The 20,223-nt window shown below is 69.7% G+C and carries 17 protein-coding genes; 8 read left to right on the plus strand and 9 right to left on the minus strand.

The annotated features are described in order from the left end of the window. Positions 1-20: 20 nt before the first annotated feature. The 5 genes from ACPXB1_RS13545 to ACPXB1_RS13565 form a co-directional block, all read right to left on the minus strand. A complete protein-coding gene (locus tag ACPXB1_RS13545; RefSeq protein WP_355591711.1) occupies positions 21-1,091 on the minus strand; it encodes an extracellular solute-binding protein in 1,071 nt (356 codons plus the stop codon). Positions 1,092-1,250: 159 nt separating this feature from the next. Further along, positions 1,251-2,387, minus strand: coding sequence for an ABC transporter ATP-binding protein (locus ACPXB1_RS13550; RefSeq protein WP_355591708.1), 1,137 nt, complete (start codon positions 2,385-2,387; stop codon positions 1,251-1,253). 8 nt (positions 2,388-2,395) lie between these two features. Further along, positions 2,396-3,265 (minus strand): ABC transporter permease, encoded by an 870-nt coding sequence (locus tag ACPXB1_RS13555; protein ID WP_355591705.1) that lies wholly within the window; start codon positions 3,263-3,265, stop codon positions 2,396-2,398. Further along, entirely contained in the window at positions 3,262-4,128 is an 867-nt protein-coding gene (locus tag ACPXB1_RS13560) for an ABC transporter permease (protein ID WP_355592099.1), read from the minus strand. The genes ACPXB1_RS13555 and ACPXB1_RS13560 overlap by 4 nt, the downstream gene beginning before the upstream one ends. 51 nt (positions 4,129-4,179) lie before the next feature. After that, positions 4,180-4,965, minus strand: coding sequence for an IclR family transcriptional regulator (locus ACPXB1_RS13565; RefSeq protein WP_355591702.1), 786 nt, complete (start codon positions 4,963-4,965; stop codon positions 4,180-4,182). A gap of 238 nt (positions 4,966-5,203) precedes the next feature. On the opposite strand from ACPXB1_RS13565, the gene ACPXB1_RS13570 reads away from it, so the two are divergent. The 7 genes from ACPXB1_RS13570 to ACPXB1_RS13600 are packed head-to-tail and all read left to right on the plus strand — an operon-like array spanning position 5,204 to position 12,198. Then, positions 5,204-6,124, plus strand: coding sequence for a DUF6282 family protein (locus tag ACPXB1_RS13570; RefSeq protein WP_053656683.1), 921 nt, complete (start codon positions 5,204-5,206; stop codon positions 6,122-6,124). Next, positions 6,124-7,065: a 3-keto-5-aminohexanoate cleavage protein gene (locus ACPXB1_RS13575; protein ID WP_355630057.1), complete on the plus strand. Its 942-nt coding sequence runs from the start codon at positions 6,124-6,126 to the stop codon at positions 7,063-7,065. The genes ACPXB1_RS13570 and ACPXB1_RS13575 overlap by 1 nt, the downstream gene beginning before the upstream one ends. Then, on the plus strand, positions 7,062-7,973 hold the full coding sequence (locus tag ACPXB1_RS13580) for a hypothetical protein (RefSeq protein ID WP_425735355.1): 912 nt from the start codon (positions 7,062-7,064) through the stop codon (positions 7,971-7,973). The genes ACPXB1_RS13575 and ACPXB1_RS13580 overlap by 4 nt, the downstream gene beginning before the upstream one ends. Beyond that, positions 7,970-8,773 carry an HpcH/HpaI aldolase family protein gene (locus ACPXB1_RS13585; protein ID WP_355591694.1) on the plus strand — a complete coding sequence of 268 codons (804 nt, stop codon included), beginning with the start codon at positions 7,970-7,972 and terminating at the stop codon, positions 8,771-8,773. The genes ACPXB1_RS13580 and ACPXB1_RS13585 overlap by 4 nt, the downstream gene beginning before the upstream one ends. After that, positions 8,770-9,543 (plus strand): SDR family NAD(P)-dependent oxidoreductase, encoded by a 774-nt coding sequence (locus tag ACPXB1_RS13590; protein WP_425735356.1) that lies wholly within the window; start codon positions 8,770-8,772, stop codon positions 9,541-9,543. The genes ACPXB1_RS13585 and ACPXB1_RS13590 overlap by 4 nt, the downstream gene beginning before the upstream one ends. Continuing rightward, positions 9,536-10,774 carry an iron-containing alcohol dehydrogenase gene (locus ACPXB1_RS13595; protein ID WP_425735357.1) on the plus strand — a complete coding sequence of 413 codons (1,239 nt, stop codon included), beginning with the start codon at positions 9,536-9,538 and terminating at the stop codon, positions 10,772-10,774. Before ACPXB1_RS13590 ends, ACPXB1_RS13595 begins: the two co-directional genes overlap by 8 nt. Continuing rightward, complete coding sequence (locus ACPXB1_RS13600) at positions 10,771-12,198, plus strand: NAD-dependent succinate-semialdehyde dehydrogenase (protein WP_355591685.1); 1,428 nt, start codon at positions 10,771-10,773, stop codon at positions 12,196-12,198. Before ACPXB1_RS13595 ends, ACPXB1_RS13600 begins: the two co-directional genes overlap by 4 nt. A gap of 73 nt (positions 12,199-12,271) precedes the next feature. On the opposite strand, the gene ACPXB1_RS13605 is transcribed toward ACPXB1_RS13600, so the two are convergent. The 3 genes from ACPXB1_RS13605 to ACPXB1_RS13615 form a co-directional block, all read right to left on the minus strand. Further along, positions 12,272-14,860 (minus strand): nuclear transport factor 2 family protein, encoded by a 2,589-nt coding sequence (locus tag ACPXB1_RS13605; protein WP_425735397.1) that lies wholly within the window; start codon positions 14,858-14,860, stop codon positions 12,272-12,274. Positions 14,861-15,253: 393 nt separating this feature from the next. Beyond that, a complete protein-coding gene (locus ACPXB1_RS13610) occupies positions 15,254-16,582 on the minus strand; it encodes an alpha/beta hydrolase (protein ID WP_425735358.1) in 1,329 nt (442 codons plus the stop codon). Between the two features lie 112 nt (positions 16,583-16,694). Next, positions 16,695-18,071: a serine hydrolase domain-containing protein gene (locus tag ACPXB1_RS13615; protein ID WP_425735359.1), complete on the minus strand. Its 1,377-nt coding sequence runs from the start codon at positions 18,069-18,071 to the stop codon at positions 16,695-16,697. 238 nt (positions 18,072-18,309) lie between these two features. On the opposite strand from ACPXB1_RS13615, the gene ACPXB1_RS13620 reads away from it, so the two are divergent. Beyond that, positions 18,310-19,686, plus strand: coding sequence for an FAD-dependent oxidoreductase (locus ACPXB1_RS13620; protein ID WP_355630072.1), 1,377 nt, complete (start codon positions 18,310-18,312; stop codon positions 19,684-19,686). Between the two features lie 35 nt (positions 19,687-19,721). Here ACPXB1_RS13620 and ACPXB1_RS13625 read toward each other — a convergent pair whose 3' ends face one another. After that, a complete protein-coding gene (locus ACPXB1_RS13625; protein WP_425735360.1) occupies positions 19,722-20,198 on the minus strand; it encodes a heme-degrading domain-containing protein in 477 nt (158 codons plus the stop codon). Positions 20,199-20,223: the final 25 nt, after the last annotated feature.

The following is a 20,223-nucleotide window of genomic DNA, read 5'->3' on the forward strand; positions in this document are numbered from 1 at the left end:
TGACCCGTGGGGGAGTGGCGTCATCCGGCCAGCCAATTGGTGAGCTTCGTCGTCACCTCGTTGAAGTTGGTAGCGTACCAGCCGACGTCCTGAAGGACCGTTTCGCCGGTATTGGCGGGGCCGTAGACCTCCACCTTCTTGGCGTTCTGCGAGAGGTTCGACTTGGCGGCCAGGTTCACCGGCGCGGTGCCGAGGGCCTCGGATATGCCGGCGACAGCCTCGGGGCTCACCACCGTCGGCAGGAACCGTTGTGCGGCCTGGACGTTCGGCGAGCCCTTCGGGACGGCGAAGGCGTTGATGGACGCGACTGTCACGTCCCACACGATCGTGACGTCGGTGCCCTCGTCCATCAGCGGTACGAGTCGCGAGTCCGCAAGCAGGAACATGTCGACCTGCTTCGATCCGACAGCCTGCTGCAGCGCGCCGACGTTCGGGGCGAACGTCGTGACGTTGCGAATGGTGTCGAGTTTCTTGAGCGAGCGGTCGACGTCGAGCGGGTAGAGATCCTTCGGGGCCACGCCGTCGGCCAACAGCGGATATTCAAGGATGCCGTTCTGGATGTTGGTGAGAATGCCGCGCCGGCCGGGGAACTTCTGGACGTCGAAGAAGTCCTCGATCGTCTTCGGCGCCTTGCTGGCGTCCGGGAACGCGTCGGTGCGATAGGCGAACGGCGACGCGTTGATGAAGTTGCCGATGTAGCATTCACCGATGGTGCCCTCGACGAGGTCCTTCTTGTCGACAGCGGAGAAGTCCAGCTTCTCGAAGAGGGTCCCGCAGTTCTGGGTGGCGGCGGCCGGGGCGACCGCGACCACGTCCCACAGCACGGAGTTGCTCTGCACCTGGGCCTTCACCTGCGCGACGTCCGGCGGTGAGGAATTGACGAATGTGACGTTGGGGTTCGCGGCCGTGTAGGGCTTCTGGTAGTTCTCGATCATCGCCTCCTGGCCGACACCGCCGTACGCGACGAACGTCAGTTTGACCGGGCCGTCCGGGTCTGTCGCGGAGGCCGTCTCGCCGCCGCAGGCGGCCAGCAGGGCCACGGCGGTGATCGCGCTGATGGTCGCGAGACCGCGACTGGTTCTGGTCACCATCGTCACTTCCTTCGGTATAGGTCGATATGCGAGCCTGATTGTTCAAATCGCGGTTCATGACTTCGTAATATGAACGCTAGGCGAGGGTGACGCGGCTGTGCAAGGGCCGTTCAGGCATCATGTTTGGAATACGTCGATCATTGTTCACACAGTGAACGATCAGGCGGCTACGACACGTTGCTTCTCGACCCGCCACCAGGCGACGACCGGCTGGCCGACGCTCAGGTCCGTCTGCATGGCGTCGAACTTCGCGCGCCCGACAGTCCCTCCCCGGCCCAGCGAGAGCGCGGCCGTGCGGTAGGAACCCATGTAGCCGATGTCCCGGATGGTCGCGGCCACCGAGTTCGCCCCGGCCGGCACCGCGCCGCCGTCGGTGACGATGTGGACGTCCTCCGGCCGCACCACCAGGGCGACCTGACCGCCGGCGCTCGCCCGGGACGACACGGTGCGGGAGTCGAGAGCCCAGACGTTGTCCTCCCACACGACGGTGTCGTCGGCGCTGCCCGACAACTCGAAGACGTTCGAGTCGCCGAGGAAGCGCGCCGTGAAGAGGGTCTCCGGGGCCTCGTAGAGCGATTCCGGCGTTCCCACCTGCTCGATGCGGCCGTCGTTGAAGAGCGCGATGCGGTCCGACAGGTTCATCGCCTCCTCCTGGTCGTGGGTGACGAACACGAACGTCGACCCCACCTCGCGGTGGATCCGCTGGATCTCCAGCTGCAACGAGGACCGCAGGTTGCGATCCAGCGCCCCCAGCGGCTCGTCGAGGAGCAGCGCTGTCGGGCCGAAGACGATGGCGCGGGCGAGCGCGACCCGCTGCTGCTGGCCGCCGGACAGCTGGGCGGGATAGTTGTCGTCCCGGCCGGTCAGCTGGACCAGTTCGAGCACCTCGGCGACCTTGCGCGCCGTCTCGGCCCTGGACACCCGGCGTTCGCGCAGCGGATAGGCGACGTTCTGCGCGACAGTCATGTGCGGAAAGAGCGCGTAGTTCTGGAAGAGCATGCCCAGGTTGCGCTTGTGCGGGGGAAGCGCGCTGACATCGGCCCCGTTGAACGAGATCGTCCCCGCGGTGAGCGTCTCGAACCCCGCTATCAGGTTGAGCGTCGTCGTCTTGCCGGAGCCGCTGGGCCCGAGCAGCGTCATGAACTCGCCTGGTTCGATGGTGAGCGAGACGTCCGCGACGGCGGGAACCGCCAGGCCGTAGTCCTTTGTCACACCGTTGAGGCGGATCTGCGTACCGGCCCGCGGCGCAACGGACGCGGGCGCGGGCGCGACAGTGGGGGACGGCGTTGCAGGCATGCGTACTCCTAACGGGTCTTTCCTCGGCTACCCACGAACTGCAGGACGAGGCAGATGATGGTGACCGCGGTGACCACGAGGCTGGATGACGCGGCGATCGTCGGGTCGATCTCGACGGTGACGCTGTTGTACATCTGCACGGGCAGCGTCTGGAACAGCGGAGAGCGCAGGAAGAGGGCGATGACGACCTCGTCGAACGACGTCACGAAGGCGAAGATGGCGCCCGTGACGATGCCCCGGCTGATCAGCGGCATCGTCACGCGCAGGAAGGTGCGGTACGGCGGGGCGCCCAGTGACGCCGACGCGCGCAGCAGCTTCGGGTCGAACCCGCCGAGCGCGCTCGTGACCGACACCAGCACGAACGGCACGGCTATCGCGGCGTGCGCGAGCACGTAGCCGGTGATGGTCCCGACGAGCTGCCACTTCAGGAAGGAGATGTAGACCGCCACCGCGATGACGATCGCCGGCGTGACGATCGAGATCATCAGTACGGTCCGTGCGAAACGGGCCAGCCGCCCGGTCAGGTTGTGCAGGCCCAGCGCGGCGGCGGTCCCCACCACCGTTGCGAGCGTGGCCGAGAGCAGTGCCACAAGCACCGAGTTGCGCAGCGAGGTCAGCCACACCGGGTTGGTGAAGAAGTTCTCGTACAGCTTGAGCGAGAAACCCTTCGGCGGGAACTGGAACGTCGACGCGGAGCTGAAGCTCATCGGGATGACGATCAGCGTGGGGAGGATGAAGTACAGCGCGACGAGGACCACGATGGCGGTCAGCCACCACGGGATCGGGTCCACCCCCCGTGCGCGTCGGCGGGTGCGGCGCGGGCGGGGCGCCGTCGTCTCGCCCGCCTCCGTCTGGATGTCACGCAACGCGCGGGTCATGGCTGGTCCTTCGTACGAGTGGCGGCGACGACGCCGATAGCCGAGATGGTGCCCCCGAGGCGGTTCGCCCAGGCGACGAGCACGAGGGTGACGACGAGCACGAGCATCCCCAGCGCGCTGGCCCCGGCGAAGTCGAGGAGCTGGGTCGTGCGCTGGCCGAGCAGTTGGGCGACGAGCGACTGCTGCGGTGAGCCGAGCAGGGCCGGCGTGACGTAGAAGCCGAGGCTCAGCGTGAATACGAGGATCAGCCCGGCCACGACGCCGCCGCGCGACAGCGGCCAGTACACCTTCCAGAAGGCCTTGAGGGGATGCGAGCCGAGCCCGCGCGCGGCCAGCAGCAGTCGCCTGTCGATGCCGCTGAGCGCACTGAACAGGGGCAGCACCATGAACGGGAGCAGTACCTGGCTCATCGCGATGGTCACCCCGCCGACCGTCCCGTACAGCACGATGTCCAGGCCGAACTGCTCCAGGAACGAGTGCACCGGACCGTTGCGCTGCAAGATGATGATCCACGCGAAGTTGCGGGCCATCACCGACGTCCAGAACGGGATCAGGACGATCACCAGGAGGACGCCGCGCATTCGCGGCCCGACCCGGGTCATGAGGTACGCGTACGGGTAGCCGAGCAGGAAGGCGATGAGGGTGACCATGGCCGCCGTTATCGCGGTGCGGGCGAGTACCCGCAGCGTCACCCCGTCGGTGAACAGCGTCTGGTAGTGCTGGATCGTCCAGTCCGGACTTCCGGCGCTGCGGACGAGGCTCTGGCCGAGTGGGACGAGCAGGATCACGGTGATCAGTGCGAACGCCGGCACGAGCAGGAGCCACTGCGGGCTCGGGGTGCGCCGCCTCGCGGGACCTGGCATCTTCACGTCCGCCTTCCGTCCGTCATCTCGGGCTCGGGTGTCCTGCATGGGTCAGCTCGCGACAAGCGAGCCCAGGGTCTGCGCTGCCTGCTCGAGCGCGTGCACGCGCTCGGTCGACTGGTCCGCGGGGCGCAACATCGCTGTCGTGCCGAGGAGCGCCATCGCGGCCTGGACGTTGCGGGTGGCGAAGACCGGTACCGCCACCGACACGAAGCCCTCCCGGTCGAGGTCGGCCCAGGCGACCCGGTGGCGCCGTACGCCGACAAGCGCGTGCCGCTCCACGGCGGCCTCGGTCGGGGTGAGCCGCTCGTGCGCGCGGGCCACCGCAGCCGGGTCGGACTGGAACGCCAGGAGGACGCGGGTCTGCGCCGCCTTGTGTTCGAGCACGGTGCCGACGCGCACGGTGAGCACGATGGTGGCCTGGTTGGCCTCCTCGACGAGCGTCACCACCGCGCCTGATCGCCCCAGGAAACTCAGCACCGAGGTGAGTCCCGTCCCGTCCGAGAGCTGACGCATGACCGGCGGCGCGAGGGTGAGGATCTGCTGGCGCACCGACACCAGCGCGGAGAGCTGGTCGAGCAGTGGGCCCGGTCCGAATGCGGTGTTGAGGAACCCGGCGCGCTGCAACGACTGGAGATACCGGTGCGCTGTCGTCCGGTTCAGGCCGAGCCGGTCGGCCACGAGCGCCGGCGTGAGGCTGCCGGTGTCCTGGTCGAGGAGCGCGAGCACACTCGCGGCGCGGTCGATCGACTGGATCGTGGCCGTCCGGGCTGGACCTGCGGTGCGGCCCGGACTGCCGGTGCGGCGTGTGCGATGGCCGTGACGCTCGCTGCTCATCTCACACCGCCTCCGGGAGTCACGTCGGGCATGTGTCGTGCATGTGTCCGGGCTGTGTCGCAAGTAGAGCAGCCGAAAGTTCATAGGGCAACCCTCAACTTCGTATTGTGAACAGCCGTCGCTGCACTCGGGTGGCGTGGAGTGCGTCCGGGGCTGTGGACACACCTGAGCGTGATCCGTATATTGAACTTTCATTACGCATCCCGAACACGCATCACCGACTCAAGGAGGTACTCGCATGTCCGTCGCCGAGGAGACGCGCACGCCGACGCCCGGGCTGCTCAAGGTGCTGGACGGCGCCGTCGACCTCCATTGCCACTCCGGTCCGAGCCCCTTCCCCCGCCGCTTCGACCACGTGGAAGCGTCGTACGACGCGGCCCGGATCAACATGCGCGCCATCCTGTGCAAGTCGCATCACCACAACACCGTGATGGATCTGCTCGCCATGCGAACGCAGCTGGCGAACGCGCCGACACCCATGTACGGCGGGGTGGCCCTCAACTCCGAGGTCGGCGGCGTCAACCCGTCGGCTGTCGCGGTGGCGATCAACATGGGTGGCCGCTGCGTGTGGGGGCCGACAGTGTCGGCGGGCCAGCACATCCGGGCACACAGCCACGACGACGGTTTTCCGAGCGCCACCGGCAACCTCTACGAATCCGAGGTGTCGATCTTCAACGCCGCCGGTGACGTGTCCGAGGAGGCGGACCTCGTCACCCGCCTGGTCGCCGATGCCGGAATCCTGCTGACCGGAGGCCACCTCGACGGCGAGTCGATGTCCGCCTACTTCAAGACGGCAAGCGCGAACGGGGTCAAGCGCATCCTGCTGCACCACCCCGACTTCATCGTCGACGTCTCCGAACCCGACATCGAGACGATGCTCGGCTACGGCGCGTTCGTCGAGCACGAGCTCTCGATGTACCACCCACAGGTGCCCGCACCCCGCTGGCCGATCGAGCGACTCGTCGACTGGATCAACAAGATCGGCCCGGAGCGCACAGTGCTCGACTCGGACCTCGGCCAGCAGGGCAACCCGCTCCCCGTCGACGCGTACATCCTGATCGTCCAGCAGTTGCTCGACCACGGCATCTCCGCCGCCGCCATCCGCCAGATGATCTGCCGCAACACCGCCTACCTGCTCGGTCTCGAGGAGACCAACTGATGCGTACGGCTGAGAAGGTCATCATCACGACGGCGGTGACAGGCTCGGTGAACGTTCCCTCGCAGAGCCCCTACCTGCCGCTGTCGGCGGCGGACGTGGCGCAGGCCGCCGTCGAGGCGGTGGAGGCCGGCTCGGCCATCGTGCACATCCACGCGCGGCACCCGGACGGGCGACCCGCCTTCGAACCCGAGATCTTCGAACAGATCATCCCGCGCATCACCGAACGCACCGACGCCGTCATCAACATCACCACCGGCGGTTCGTCGGCGATGACGATGGAGCAGCGGCTCGCGGCGGCCGTCGCGTTCCGCCCGGAACTCGCCTCCATGAACATGGGATCGATGAACTTCGTGTACTCCGGGATCGCCGAGCGGGTGACCGAGTGGCGGTACGCGTGGGAGAAGCCCTACGTGCTCAACACCTACTCCCAGCCGTTCGTCAACACGTTCGACCGCATCGAGCACACGCTGCGCACGCTCGGCGCGAACGGAACCCGGTTCGAGTACGAGTGCTACGACATCGGTCACCTGTACTCGCTCGCCCACTTCGTCGACCGGGGTCTGGCCACGCCGCCGCTGCTGATCCAGGGTGTCTTCGGCATCCTGGGCGGCATCGGCGCCGACCACGAGAACCTCGAACACATGGTGCGCGTCGCCGACAAGCTGTTCGGCGACGACTACTCGTTCTCCGCGTTCGCAGCGGGTCGGGACCAGATGCAGTTCGGTACGCACAGCGCCTGGCTCGGCGGGCACGTGCGGGTGGGCCTGGAAGACAGCCTCTGGATCGGCAAGGGACGGCTCGCCGAGAGCAACGCGCAGCAGGTCCGCAAGATCCGCGACGTGATCGAGGACCTCGGCAAGGAGATCGCCACGCCAACCGATGCCCGTGCGCTGCTCGCGCTGCGCGGCATCGGAACCGCCGAAGGGAGCCCACACGCATGAGTACGTACGCCGCAGACGACATCCGGTCGCGCCTGACGACCTCGACCCCCACCCGGGCGGTGGACGTGTCCACGCCCATCAGGCCCGCACAGTGGATCGAGTTCCACTCGTTCGCACCGACGGTGGTCGGGCCGAACGGCAGCACCACCTGGATCGCCCGCGCCGCCAACCTGGTGATCGCCTACACCGAGGCCAAGGCGGGTGACGTGTTCGCCCGCGCCGCGCAACCTGACGAGTACGCAGTCCTCATGTACTCGTCCAGCGCACCCGTAACGGTGTCCGCCGCCGGCCGCACCGAGTCGGTGTCCGAGGAGGCGTTCGTCGTCGTACCGCCGGGCGACAGCGAGATCCGCGTCGACGGCGACGGCACACTCATCCGGCTGTTCTCCAACCGGGCCGAGGACCTGTGCGCCAGCGCTGTCAACGCGGCGGCGTACGCCGAGCCCGACGAGCGGGTGGCGCCTCTTGCGCCCTGGCCCGACCCGATCGGCGGGTTCGCGCTGCGCGTCTACCGGTTGGCGGACACACCGATCGTCGAGGGCCGGTTCGGCCGCATCTTCCGCACCACGAACCTCATGGTCAACTTCCTCGCCGAGGAGCCGAAGCCCCGCGATGTCCACAAGTTGTCGCCGCACCACCACGACGACTTCGAACAGGTCTCGCTCGCCGTCAAGGGCCGCTTCATGCACCACATCCGCTACCCGTGGGGCCCGGACTCGACGCGCTGGCGGCCCGACGAGAGCCGTGAGATCGCCACCCCGTCGATCTGCGTCATCCCGCCGCCGACGGTGCACACGACCCAGGGGGTCGGCCCGCACCAGCAGCTCATCGACATCTTCTCCCCGCCGCGCGAGGACTTCTCCGCCTCGGGGTGGGTGTTGAACGCCGACGACTACCCGATGCGGTGACCGGCCTGTCGGGGCAGTCGAGCCGATTCCGCGAGGCCCTCGCCGACGTCCACGCGCCAGCCCTCGGCACCTGGGTGAAGATCCCGGCCATGGAGATCATGGAGCTGGTCGCGCTCGCCGGTTTCGACTTCGCCGTCATCGACCTGGAACACTCGCCGATCACGCTGGAATCGGCGTACCAGCTCATCGGCACCGCGCTCTATCTGGGCGTCGCGCCTCTGGTCCGCGTGCCGGGCACCGACGCGGGCGTGGTGCAGCGGATGCTCGACGCGGGCGCCGAGGGCATCATGATGCCGCACGTCGACACCGTCGAACAGGCGCGGGCGGCGGTGTCGCTCGTGCGCTTCCCGCCCCTGGGGTCGCGGGGCGTCGGCGCGACGAGCCGAGCCGGCGCGTGGGGAGCCCTCCCGCGCGCGGACTACCTTCGCTACGGCCAGCAGGAGGTCGTCCTCATCGCGCAGATCGAGAGCGCCGTCGCGGTACGCAACGCGGGCGCCATCGCCGCAATCGACGGTGTCGACGCGTTGCTCGTCGGCGCCGCGGACCTCTCGGTGAGCGAGGGCCGGACCGAATCCGACCCGGCCATCGCCGCCCTGATCGCGGTGACGATCGAGCAGGCCCGCGCGGCCGGCGTTCCGGTGGGCAACGCGGGCGGCTCCACAGTGGATTCCGTTCGTGCGGCGGTGGACGCGGGATTCCGGTTCACGACGATGAGCAACGACGCGAGTCTGTTCGGCGCCGCCGCGAAGGCAGCCGTCGACGCGGCCAGGACCGTGACGTACGAACTGGAGGGTCCATGACTGACGCACAATCGATCGCCCCGCCACTGAACGGCAAGGTCGTCCTCGTCGTCGGGGCGAGCGCGGGGATCGGAGCCGACACGGCGCGCGTCCTGGCCGCCGACGGCGCGGCGCTGATGCTCGTGGCGCGCACCGAGGGACCGCTCGCCGCGATCGCCACCGAGCTGACCTCGGCGGGGCACGACGTCGCGTACGTGACCGGCGACGTGTCGGACGCCCGGGACGTCGCCCGGTTCGTCGACACCACAGTCGAGCGGTTCGGCAGGCTCGACGGCGCGTTCAACAACGCGGCGATGACGCAGGCCGGCCGCCTCGACGAAGTTTCCGAGCCGGACTTCGACCGCATCATGGCGGTCAACGTGAAGGGCACCTGGCTGTGCATCCGCGAGGAGGTGCGGGGCATGCGGCGACAGGGAGCGGGCTCGATCGTCAACGTGAGCAGCATCGGTGGGATGCGCGGCAGCTCCGGCATGGGTGCCTACCAGGCCACCAAGCACGCCGTCATCGGCCTGACCCGCACCGCCGCCCACGACTTCGGCCCGCTCGGCATCAGGGTCAACGTCATCGCGCCCGGACCCACCGAGACCCCCATGCTCGCCAAGACCCGGCTGGCCATCCCCGGCGGCGTGGAGGCGCGCATCGCCGCCACGCCGCTGCGCAAGGTGGGAACCGGAACCGAGGTCGGCGGCACGGCGGCGTTCCTGCTCAGCGACCGGGCCAGTCACCTCAGCGGCGTCGTGCTGCCCGTCGACGGCGGTTTCAGTGCCTGACCCGGGGACCGGCGTCGTCGGGACCCTCCGGCTCCCCGCACGGGTGCACTTCGGGTACGGCGCGCGGGCGCAACTGCCGGAGACCGTCGGCGTCCACGGCCGGCGGGTGCTCGCCGTCGTCGACCCGTTCCTCGTACGGACACCGTTCCTCGACGACACCATCGGCGCGCTCACCGCGGCCGGGCTCGACGTGCGCGTCCACTCCGACATCACACCGGAGTTACCCGTCGACACCCTGGACACCGCCGCCGCGACGGCCCAGGAGTACGGCGCGGACGTCATCCTCGCGATCGGCGGCGGAAGCGCGCTCGACGCGGCCAAACTGATCGCGCTGCTCTGCGCACACGGCGGCCCGCTGAGCAGGTACTACGGCGAGAACCTCGTGCCCGGCCCGGTGGTGCCGATCGTGGCGGTGCCGACGACGGCCGGCACCGGCTCGGAGGTGACACCCGTGGCCGTCGTCTCGGATCCGACGCGGGAACTCAAGGTGGGCATCTCCAGCCCGTTCCTGGTGCCGGTCGCCGCCATCGTCGACCCGGAGTTCACAATCGGGTCGCCGGCGACGGTGACCGCGTACGCCGGCATCGACGCGCTCGTGCACGCTGTCGAGTCGTACACGGCACGGCCCTTCGACCTCGACTGGTCCGCTCGACTGCCGGTGTTCACAGGTCGCAACGCCCTCGTCGACGGCATCGCGCTGCGCGCCGCGGGGCACCTCGGCCAGTGGCTGCCGCTGGCAGTGCGGGAGCCCACCGACCGGCGTGCGCGCCAGGAGGTCGCCATGGGCGCGCTGCTCGGGGGGATCGCGTTCGGCTCGACCGGCACCCACCTGTGCCACGCCCTGCAATACCCGATCGGCGCACTCACCAGGACCCCCCACGGGCTCGGCACGGGCCTGATGCTCCCGTACGTCCTCGACGCTCTGCGCGTCGAGGCCGACGTCGCCGAGCGGACCGCGACGCTCGGCGCCGCGATCGAGCAGATCCCGCCCGGCGAAGCCTCCGCCGAGCGGACCGTCGCCCGGATCGCGCTGATCAACCGCGAGATCGGCGTGCCCGCAAGCCTCGCCGACATCGGCGTCGAGCGCGCGCACCTGCCGCGGCTGGCCGACCTGGCACTCGGGTCGACACGCCTGATCGCGATAGCCCCTGTCACGCCGTCGCGGGACCTGCTGCTAGACATCCTCGAACGCGCCCACGCGGGAGCCCTGGCGGATCGGAGTGCCCAATGACCCTGCACACGGACCTGTTCATCGACGGGCAGTGGCGGGCCGGCTCGGACGGGGAGCGTTTCGACGTCGTCGACCCCGCGGACCTGTCGACAATCGCCCGCTTCGCCATCGCCTCGGAACAGGACTGCATGGACGCCGTCGACGCGGCGGCCGCCGCGCAGGACGCCTGGGCGGCGACCGCCCCGCGTGAGCGCGGCGAGCTGCTCCGCGCCGCCTACGAGATCCTCACCGCCGAGGTCGAGGTCTTCGCCGAACTCATGGTCCGCGAGAACGGCAAGTCCTGGGCGGACGCGATCGGGGAGGCCACCTACGCGAAGGAGTTCTTTCGCTGGTTCGCCGAGGAGGCGGTGCGCGTGCCGGGCGACTACCGGCTCTCGCCCGCGGGCGACAAGCGGATCATCGTGGACCGGCAGCCGATCGGTGTCTCGCTGCTCATCACCCCGTGGAACTTCCCGGCCGCCATGGCGACCCGCAAGCTCGGCCCCGCGCTCGCCGCGGGGTGCACGACGATCCTCAAGCCTGCCCGGGAGACACCTCTCACGGCGGCGTACGTCGTCGAGGTTCTGCGCCGCGCCGGGGTTCCACGCGGCGTCGTCAACCTTGTCACCCCGGTCCCGACCGGCCCGCTCGTACGGCGCATGATCGACCGCCCCGAGGTCCGGAAGCTGTCGTTCACCGGCTCGACCGAGGTGGGCCGCGAGCTGCTGCACGCCTGCGCCGACAGCGTGGTGAGCGCCTCGATGGAGCTGGGCGGGAACGCGCCTGTCATCGTGCTGCCCGGCGCGGACCTGGAGACCACAGTCGAGGGCGCCCTGCTTGCGAAGATGCGCAACGGGGGCTCGGCCTGCACCGCGGCCAATCGCTTCTACGTGCACAGCTCGGTGCACGACGAGTTCGTCGCCCGGATGGACGCCGCGCTCGCCGCCGTCTCGGTGGGTCGGGGGCTGGACCGCAGCAACGACCTCGGGGCGTTGGTCTCCGTGCACGAGCGGGACAAGGTCGCCAGCCTCGTGCAGACCGCCGTGGCGGAGGGAGCGACGCTTGTGCGCGGGGGGCAGTCGTCGGCCGACGGCGCCTTCTACGACGCGACGTTGCTCACCGACGTGGCCCACGGCTCGACGATCACCACCACCGAGATCTTCGGGCCGGTGACCGCGGTGGTCCGCTTCGACGACGTCGACGAGGCGGTCCGGATGGCGAACGACACCATCTACGGCCTCATGGCGTACGTCTTCGGCGAGGAGCGCGAGGCGATCGCCGTGGCACGCCGCCTCGAGGCCGGGATGGTGGCTGTCAACAGGGGTGTCGTGAGCGATCCGTCCGCACCGTTCGGTGGTGTCAAGCAGAGCGGCCTCGGCCGGGAGGGCGGCTCCGAGGGGATCCTGGAGTTCCTCGAGGAGAAGTACATAGCCCTCACCGCGTGACACACGTGAAAACCGCACCGGGTTGGCTGGACCTTCGGCCAACCCGGTGCGGTTTCGTGTCGACGGGATCAGATCAGCAGGTGCCGACCTGCTGCCACGGCCCGTTCGGCGTGCCGGGCAGTTGGTTACGCGTCCACCACTGGGCCTTCCAGAGCTTGCCGCCGTGCACGACGGTCTCGCCACCGGTGTAGACCCACGACGAGGTCCAGGTCAGGTGGGTGCCGGTCGCGCACGCCGTCGGCGCGCCGACCTGCATCCACGAACCCCACGGCGAGGACCCCGGCACCTGGTTCTGCGTCCACCACTGCGCCACGTGTACGGCGTCACCGTGGCTGACGTACTCACCACCGGTGTAGACGGTGCCGGCGTCCCACGTTCGGTAGGCGGCTGTCACCGGACCGCTGGTGGCGGTCGCCGCTGGACGTCCAGCGCCGGTCGCGGTGACCTTCACCCGCAGCTCGTGCCCGACGTCGGCGTGCTGCACCTTGTAGTGCTGCCCGGTCGCGCCGCTGATCGGTTCTCCGTCGCGCAGCCACTGGTACGCGAACGACAGTCCGTCGACGTTCCAGGTGCCCGGCGTGGCGGTGAGGCGCTGCTCCCACAGTCCGGAGCCGTTGACGCTGGGCGCGACCTTGTTGAGCGCCGGCGCGTCCAGGTCCCAACCGTCGATCTGCGGCCCGGTCGGCGGCTTCTGGTAGCCGTGGGCCGTCATCCGCCAGTCGGGGCGTACCTCGCACGGAGCGCAGTCGGGCCAGTAGTGCGCCGGCTCCCGCCCGGTCACCGGGTTGCGGTAGTGGAACCACATGGGCAGGATCCCCGGCCAGCCGATGAACCTGCCGGTGCCGCCCTGGAAGCCCTCCGCGCGGATCCCCATCTGGCTGAGCAGCACATCCGGGGGGTACCTGGTCACCAGAGTGCTCGGCGCCGGGTCGGGCAGGCTGGGGTTGCGCGGGTTCGCGGCCGCCCAACCGCCGGCCCAGTTGACCGACTGCCAGTAGAACTCGTCGATGGTCAGGCTCCAGACCCGCCAGATGCCGTTCTCCAGCACGAACTCGTCGTTGTACATGGCGCCGTTGAAGGTGCCCGGGTTGTTGATCGACGTGCGGGGCTGGAGCAGCCGTGCGCGCAGGGTAGCCGACCGGCCGTCCTCCGACACGATCACCACCGGCTGCGGACGCCAGTGCATGGACAGGCTGTTGCGCATCGTGGACGGGTTGCTCCCGTAGACGGTGAGCCCGGCCTGCGCGATGCGCTCGGGTCCGATGAAGTAGCCAGCGAACGGCGAGAGCTTGTGGCCGTTCGCCGCGTGGATCTGCGACATTTCCACGATCCGCAGATCGTCGAGGTAGGCGGTGTAGGCCAGCGAGACGTTCTCGGCGCCGTCGAACGCCTGCGACCGGTCCAGCCGGCGCTTGAGGTCGGCGAGATCCGTGTTCGGCGGTGCGGTCCCCGCCGGCTTCGCGCTACGACCGGCGACGTCGAGGAACGCCGGTACGACGGTGGCGGGCGCGGCGACGCCGCCGTTGCCCCAACCGTCGGCGTAGGTGGCGACGATCAGGGGAGTGATCGCCATGTCCTTGAGCTTCCACAGCCCGCCGTCCTTGACGAACGAGTTGCGGAAGACGGAGAACTCCCACGAGGCGGCACGGGTGTTCGCGTCACCGACCATGGCGAACTCGATGCCCCGGGCGATGGCCTCCTGCCCGTTGGGGCTCACCTCGACGATCGTGTCGAACAGCGGCCGCTCGTTGAGGATGCCCTGGGAGAGGTTCTCCGGGCCCATCCGCTCCATCGCCTGACGGACGCCACTGCTGCCCTGGTAGGAGCCGACGCCGTCGATCCGGACAGTGCCGTCGGAGGCGAAGAGGTCGACAACGTCGGACCACATGCGACGGTCGACGTAGTAGCCGTAGGCGTGCTGGAGGTTGCGGACCGCGTCCTCGTCGTTGAGCCTGCTGATCCGGGCCGCCAACTCGCCGACGGTGGCCGTCGTGGCCGGCGCGGCGCCCGTCGGCGGCGGGATCGGTACGCCCGCCTCGTCGGGGGTGAAGTGGTAGGGGACGATCGGCAGCGCGCCGCCGACGTTGCGCCAGCCGGTGGCGTACGCGCCGGCGTACTGCGGGTAGTAGCGGAGAAGCTCGATCTGCCAGCGGCCGTCCCTGAGGACGTACTCATTTTCGTAGATTCCGCCCTCGATTCGCGCCTGGCCCTCGCCGTCACCCAGGAAACGCAGGCCCATCCAGCGGCCCTTGGCGGTGGTGCCGTCGGCGGAGAGGTTCACCAGAGGCTGGTCGATGACAAGTGTGTGCAGGGAGCCCGGCCGGATGCCGTCCATGCCGCCGGCGTCTGCTTCGAGCCAGGCCGCGATCGCCGAGCGGCCGGCGGTTGTCTGATCCCCCCACTGCAACGTGCCGTCGGTGGCGAACAGTTCGGCCATCTCCGACCACCGCCCGAACTGGGCCAGGTGGGTGTACGCGCGTTGGACGTCCTTCACCTCGCGCAGGGACTCCACCCGTTCGACATCCCGGGCCAGTGTGTTGATCGTCGTCGACACCGCCACGTTCGTGGTCGTGCCCTGGGTTTGTGCCGATGCTGCCGGTGGGTTGATGGCCACCCCGGCTATCAGGAGTAGCGCTGTGGCCACACTTGTCACACGTCTCATGCTCACGCCCCTATCCGTTGCCGTTGCCGTTGATTCGCGGGCCCCTCGGGCGAGGGTGTCGGGCAGATTCGCGCCGCCGTCCCGGGCGGCAGGCGATGCCGCGAAACGTAACTGAAATGTTCGTCATGCGCTAGATCGATTTCGATGGACGAACATTTGGGCGGCGAGCCGGCGCACTTTCGGCGGTTCGGGCAGCGCGCGGGGCTGATCAGGCGAAACGAGAGAACGAAACGGACGGCACGGAATCCACTTAGCGCGGATACCGGAATGCTGGTATCGCTGTGCGCACGCTCCTGGTCAGGCGTGTCGCGTCGGCAGCGAGACTGGGCCCGGTCACGCAGAAGGGCCCGGCCACCGTCACGAGCTGAGGTGGCCGGGCCCTCCGACGAGCGGTCAGAAGTCGTCGACGTTGATCGTCACCCGATGGGCGCTCGACTTCCAGTTGGGCACGTTGACCACGTCGTACCCGCCGCCGCGCTGACCCACTGTGACGCGTACGACGCCGAGGTTCGCCGGGGTCGCAGGGATGAACACGTCCATGCCGGTGATGAAGGTCTGACTGAAGAACTCCGGCAACGGGGCGGTCAGGTCGGTCACCCCGTCGCTGTCGTCGTCGAAGGCGAACAGGGCGATCGTCCTCTTGAGGCGTGGCGTGTTCGCGGGGTTGAGGACGTCCCTGCCGTTGATCCAGAGCTTGTCGCCACCGTCGCCCTGGTCGCCCCACCACTCCTTCTGGCGTTGGATCGTCAGCGCCGTGTGCCTGTCGCTGGTGTCGACAAGCGCGCCGAGACCCTCGCCCGGCACGCTTGTGGCCAGGCGTACGAACGAATCCGAGCGAAGGAACGGCTGGAAGTAGAAGTGGTGCGTCGGAGCGCCGGAGCGGACGACCGCGAACTCGTAGCGGGCCGTGGCGAGGACCGGGAACGGCCCGAACGAGCCGTCGCCGGCAAGCGTCACCCGATGCGTCGGCCGGGACGACAGCCGGCCGCCGGTGAGGTGGCTGACCGGGTAGACCTCGAGTGTCGCGTCGGTGACGCCGGCGTTGCTCGGAAAGAGCACCGCGCGCCCGGAGACCCGGGCGGTGCCGAGGAGTTGGGGCACGATCCGTGTCGTGTGGGGCGCGCGACCGCGCAGGAACCGGTAAATCTCGCCGAACGACTCCGTCGACGACACGGTCTGCGTGTGGGACTGCTCGGGGAGGTGGACGTTCGTCGCGCCGACGACGGTGCGGGCCGGGTCGCCCTCACCCCAGATGGCGAGGGTGGGTACACCGCCCGGCGGGGAGGCCGCGGTGCGTCCGTCCAGGTTGACGTAGTGCGCGACCCGGGCGGCCCGCGCTGGAGAGCTGGTGAGGTAGCCCTGTGTGACGAAGGTGCCGAGGGAGTGCGCGATCAGGTCGACCTTGTCCGCGCCGGTCGCGGCCAGGAGGCGGGAGATCCGTGCGTCGAGTCCCGCGTACACCTGGGGCAGGATCGTCGCGATGTTCGGCGAGTCGTACTCGTGGGCTTCGATGATCTCGATCGGGTAGCCGTTGCTGGCCAGGCGTTTGGCCTGGGACTGGAACTGCGTGGCCGACCCGGCGCTGCCGTGCACGAAGATCACCGGGCGGTACGTCGGTGGGGCGGCGGCTTCGGCGGCGCGCGGGGCGGGGACGACTGACAGGCTGACCGCGAGGGCGAGCCCGGCCGCCACGGAGAGCAGTCTCCGGAGGGGTGTGTGCATGGATCCTCCACCTTGACGGACGAAGTATTTGCACTGCTAGCGCAAGTATCGTGTCAGGGCGCGGCGCGACGGTCCACACCTTCCGGCCGGGCATCGGTCGCGGTGGAGGCGATCAATTGACCTCTCTGGCGAGCAGGTCGCCCACCGCGGCCCGGACCGGATCGGGGTTCGCCCAACTCCAGTTGGGGTGCGCGCGGTTGGTGAGCAGGGCCAGCACGAGCCGCCGGCCGGGGTCGACAAGCAACGAGGGGCCGGCGAAGCCGGTGTGGCCGAAGGTCCGAGCTGCCGCGAGCCGCCCCATGAACCAACGCTGGTCGAGGACGACCCCGAGGCCGTGCGCGGCGGTCCGGTTGGGACGCTCGGGGTCGACGGCGGGAATCCCCGCGTTCTGGTTGCTGAGCATCCGGCGCACCGTCGCCGCGGCGAGGATCCGCCTGCCCTGGTAGGTGCCCCCGTTCAGGAGCATCTGACCGATGACCGCGAGGTCGGTGGCGCTGGCGAAGATGCCCGCGTGACCGGCGACGCCGCCGAGGTGGTTGGCGACGTCGTCGTGGACGGTGCCCCGCAGCAGCCCTCGCGACGAGCGGGCGTCGGTGGCGACCAGTCGGCTGGCCCGCGCACTGCCCGACAGCCAGGTGCTGGGGTTGAAGCCGGTGTCGCGCAGGCCGAGCGGGCCGGTGAGGTTGCTCTTGAGCGCCTGGTCGAGCCGCTGACCGGTGACCTTCTCGACGATCCTGCCGGCGACCATGAGTCCGACGCTCGAATAGCGGAACGTGTCGCCGGGCACGGCACCGGAGACCAGCCCCGTGGTGAGCACGGCGTTCCACCGGGCCGCGTTGTCGGGCAGACCGGTGACCTTCGCGCCGACCGGCAGGCCGCTGGTGTGGGTGAGCAGCATCTCGACAGTGATCCGCTCCTTGCCCGCCCCGGTGAAGGCGGGCAGGAGGTCGCGGACCGGGGCGTCCAGGTCGACGCGTCCCTTGTCGACCTGCTGGAGCAGCAGGATCGCCGTGTACACCTTCGTGACCGAGGCGAGATCGAAGATGGAGTCGGGACGCATCGCGACGCGCTGGCCCGGCGGAAGGAGCTTCGGTCCAGCGCCGTAGCGCAGCGCCTCCCCGACAGCTGTGTGGACCGTCGTCTTCCCGTCCACGAGGACGACCGCGACGGCACCGGGGAAGCCCTTGTGCTGGACGGTCTGACCGGTGGCGGGCAGCTGCTTGCGGAGCAGCGCCGTCACGTCCTGCGCGTACCGGGCCTGACCAGCCGGCGCGGCACCGCCGCTGGGAGACGCGGTGGCGCTCGGCGAGCCGGACGGCGCCACCGCCGAGCCGAAGCCCACCCGGTTTCCGGCCGCGTCGGTAGCGGTCACCGCGTCGCCGGATTCGGCAAGACCGGGCGCCGACGAGCCCTTGTCGCCGCAGCCGGCCAGGGCGGAGGTCGCGGCGGCCAGTCCGGCCCCGAGCAGAGTACGACGAGCCACGGGCATGCCGGAGATCCTGACAGCAGGTCAGGGCGCATTTCAATCGACCCACCCGAACGTCGACAACCGGCACCCGCCCGGGCGTCCCGGTTGTCACCAGGTGGACACGGTCAGTGGGCGTACGCCGGTTGTGCGACGATCGACGGGAGTCACGCCAGCGACCCGACCACCGCTCTGCCTGCGCCCCGTCCGCTGGCAGACACGGGGGAGGGCCACGCCCTTCGTACCCCTTTTGGAGAGCACGATGCCCCGCTCCGCCATCCGGGCCTTCGCCGCGCTGAACGCAGTGCGACCCCCCGACCAGCCCTCCCCGGTCCTGGGTAAGGCAGTAGTGCTCGGCGGCAGTGTCGCCGGTCTGCTGGCCGCCCGGGTCCTGTCCGATTACGCGGAGAGCGTGCTCATCATCGACCGGGACGACCCGCAGATCAGCGGCGCGCGGCCCGGCGTGCCACAGGGGACGCAGCTGCACGCGCTGCTGCCCGGCGGCCTGTCCCAGCTCGAGCGACTGTTTCCCGGCTTCCGGAAGCAGGCGATCGCCCACGGCGCTATCGAGGCGCCCCCGGCCACCCGGCGCAGCTACCTCGACGGCCGCCTCAAGGTGGTCGTCCCCGACGACGCCGACAGCCTGGCGGGCAGCCGACCCCTGTTGGAGGGGCTGATCCGCCAGCACGTGCTGCGCCTGCCCAACGTCAAGACCTTCACCGCCCGCGCCACGGGCCTCGTTATCGAGGGCGAGGCGGTCACCGGTGTCCGCTGCGACATCGGCGGGGTGCCCGGCGTCGAGGGTGGTGACCTGGTGGTGGACGCCATGGGGCGGTCGAGCCGGCTCTCCGACTGGTTGGAGCGCGCCGGCTGGGAGCGGCCCGCGACGCGGCGGATGCCCGTGCACCTGAACTATGCGACAGCCCTGTTCCGGCGGCCCGAGCAGGACCCACCGGCGAAGGTCGTCCTGGCGCTGCACACCCCGGCGACGATGACGGACGTGGCGGGCGCGGCATTCTTCGCCATCGAGGACGGCCGGTGGATGGCCATGTTGGCCGGCTACGGAGACGACCGTCCGGGGCGCACCGCCGAGGACTTCGTCCGTCGGCTACGGGAGCAGTTCCCGCCGGAGTTCGGCGAGGTCACCGCCAACGAGATGCTCGGCGACGTGCAGACCTACCACCATTCCGACAGCCGGCGTCGGGACTTCCACGCGCTGCGGCGCTGTCCGGCGCGGCTCGTCAGCGTCGGTGACGCCGTCGCCTCGTTCAACCCGGTCTACGGGCAGGGCATGACGGCGGCGGCACTGCACGCGGCCTGCCTGTCGGCGTACCTACGCTCCAACCCCGACCTGACCACCCCCGCCCGCCACTTCCTCGCCCTGCAGAAGGTGGTGGTCGACGCCGCCTGGTCGACGTCGACCTCGGCCGACCTGGCGCTGCCGCACTTCGACGGGCCGTACCCGCGCGGCTACCGCATCTCCAGCTGGGTCAGCCGGCAGATCATCGCGGCGACAATCACGGACGTGGAGACCGCGCGGCGGTTCAACGACGTCGTCTCCATGCAGGAGCACCCGCTCTCACTCGCCACGCCTGGTGTGATCCTGGGGGCGATACGCGCGAACCGACGCGCACGCTGACCGTGCTCGGGCGCTTGGGTCGCCGTCGTCGTCGGTCAGCGCGGGGTGTCGCGGAGGATGTCCACCACGAAGCGGTGGTCGTCCAGCTGCGGAAGCCCGGACACGCCCATCCAGCCGACGACGCCGGTGCCCCGCACCCGCAACGGCACCGCGCCGCCGGCTGCCGCGTACCGGGCGGCCGGTAGGCCGTACTTCTGCGTCAACGTCACGTCCTTGTCCCGGCAGAGGCGGGCCATGTACAGCGACGAGCGCTCGAACCGCAGCACCACCCGCCCCTTGCGGCGCAGCCACGCGTCGTTGTCCCGCGTCGAGCCGGGCAGGCCGCAGTGGAACAGCTGACGTCCGGCACGCCACACACCGATCGCCACCGGGAGTCCCCGCTCGCTCGCGGCGGTGACGGCACGCATGCCCAGCTCGTACGCGTCGGTCTCGGACAGGCCTGTCAGTTCCAGCTCCGCCTCCTCGCGTACCAGCTCGTCAAGCGTGGGCCACGCGTCCTGGTCGGATGTCATCTGCCTACTCCTCGTCGTACGGGTC

It is taken from the genome of Micromonospora sp. DT68 (genome assembly GCF_049847245.1).
In the GTDB taxonomy this organism is placed as follows: domain Bacteria; phylum Actinomycetota; class Actinomycetes; order Mycobacteriales; family Micromonosporaceae; genus Micromonospora; species Micromonospora profundi.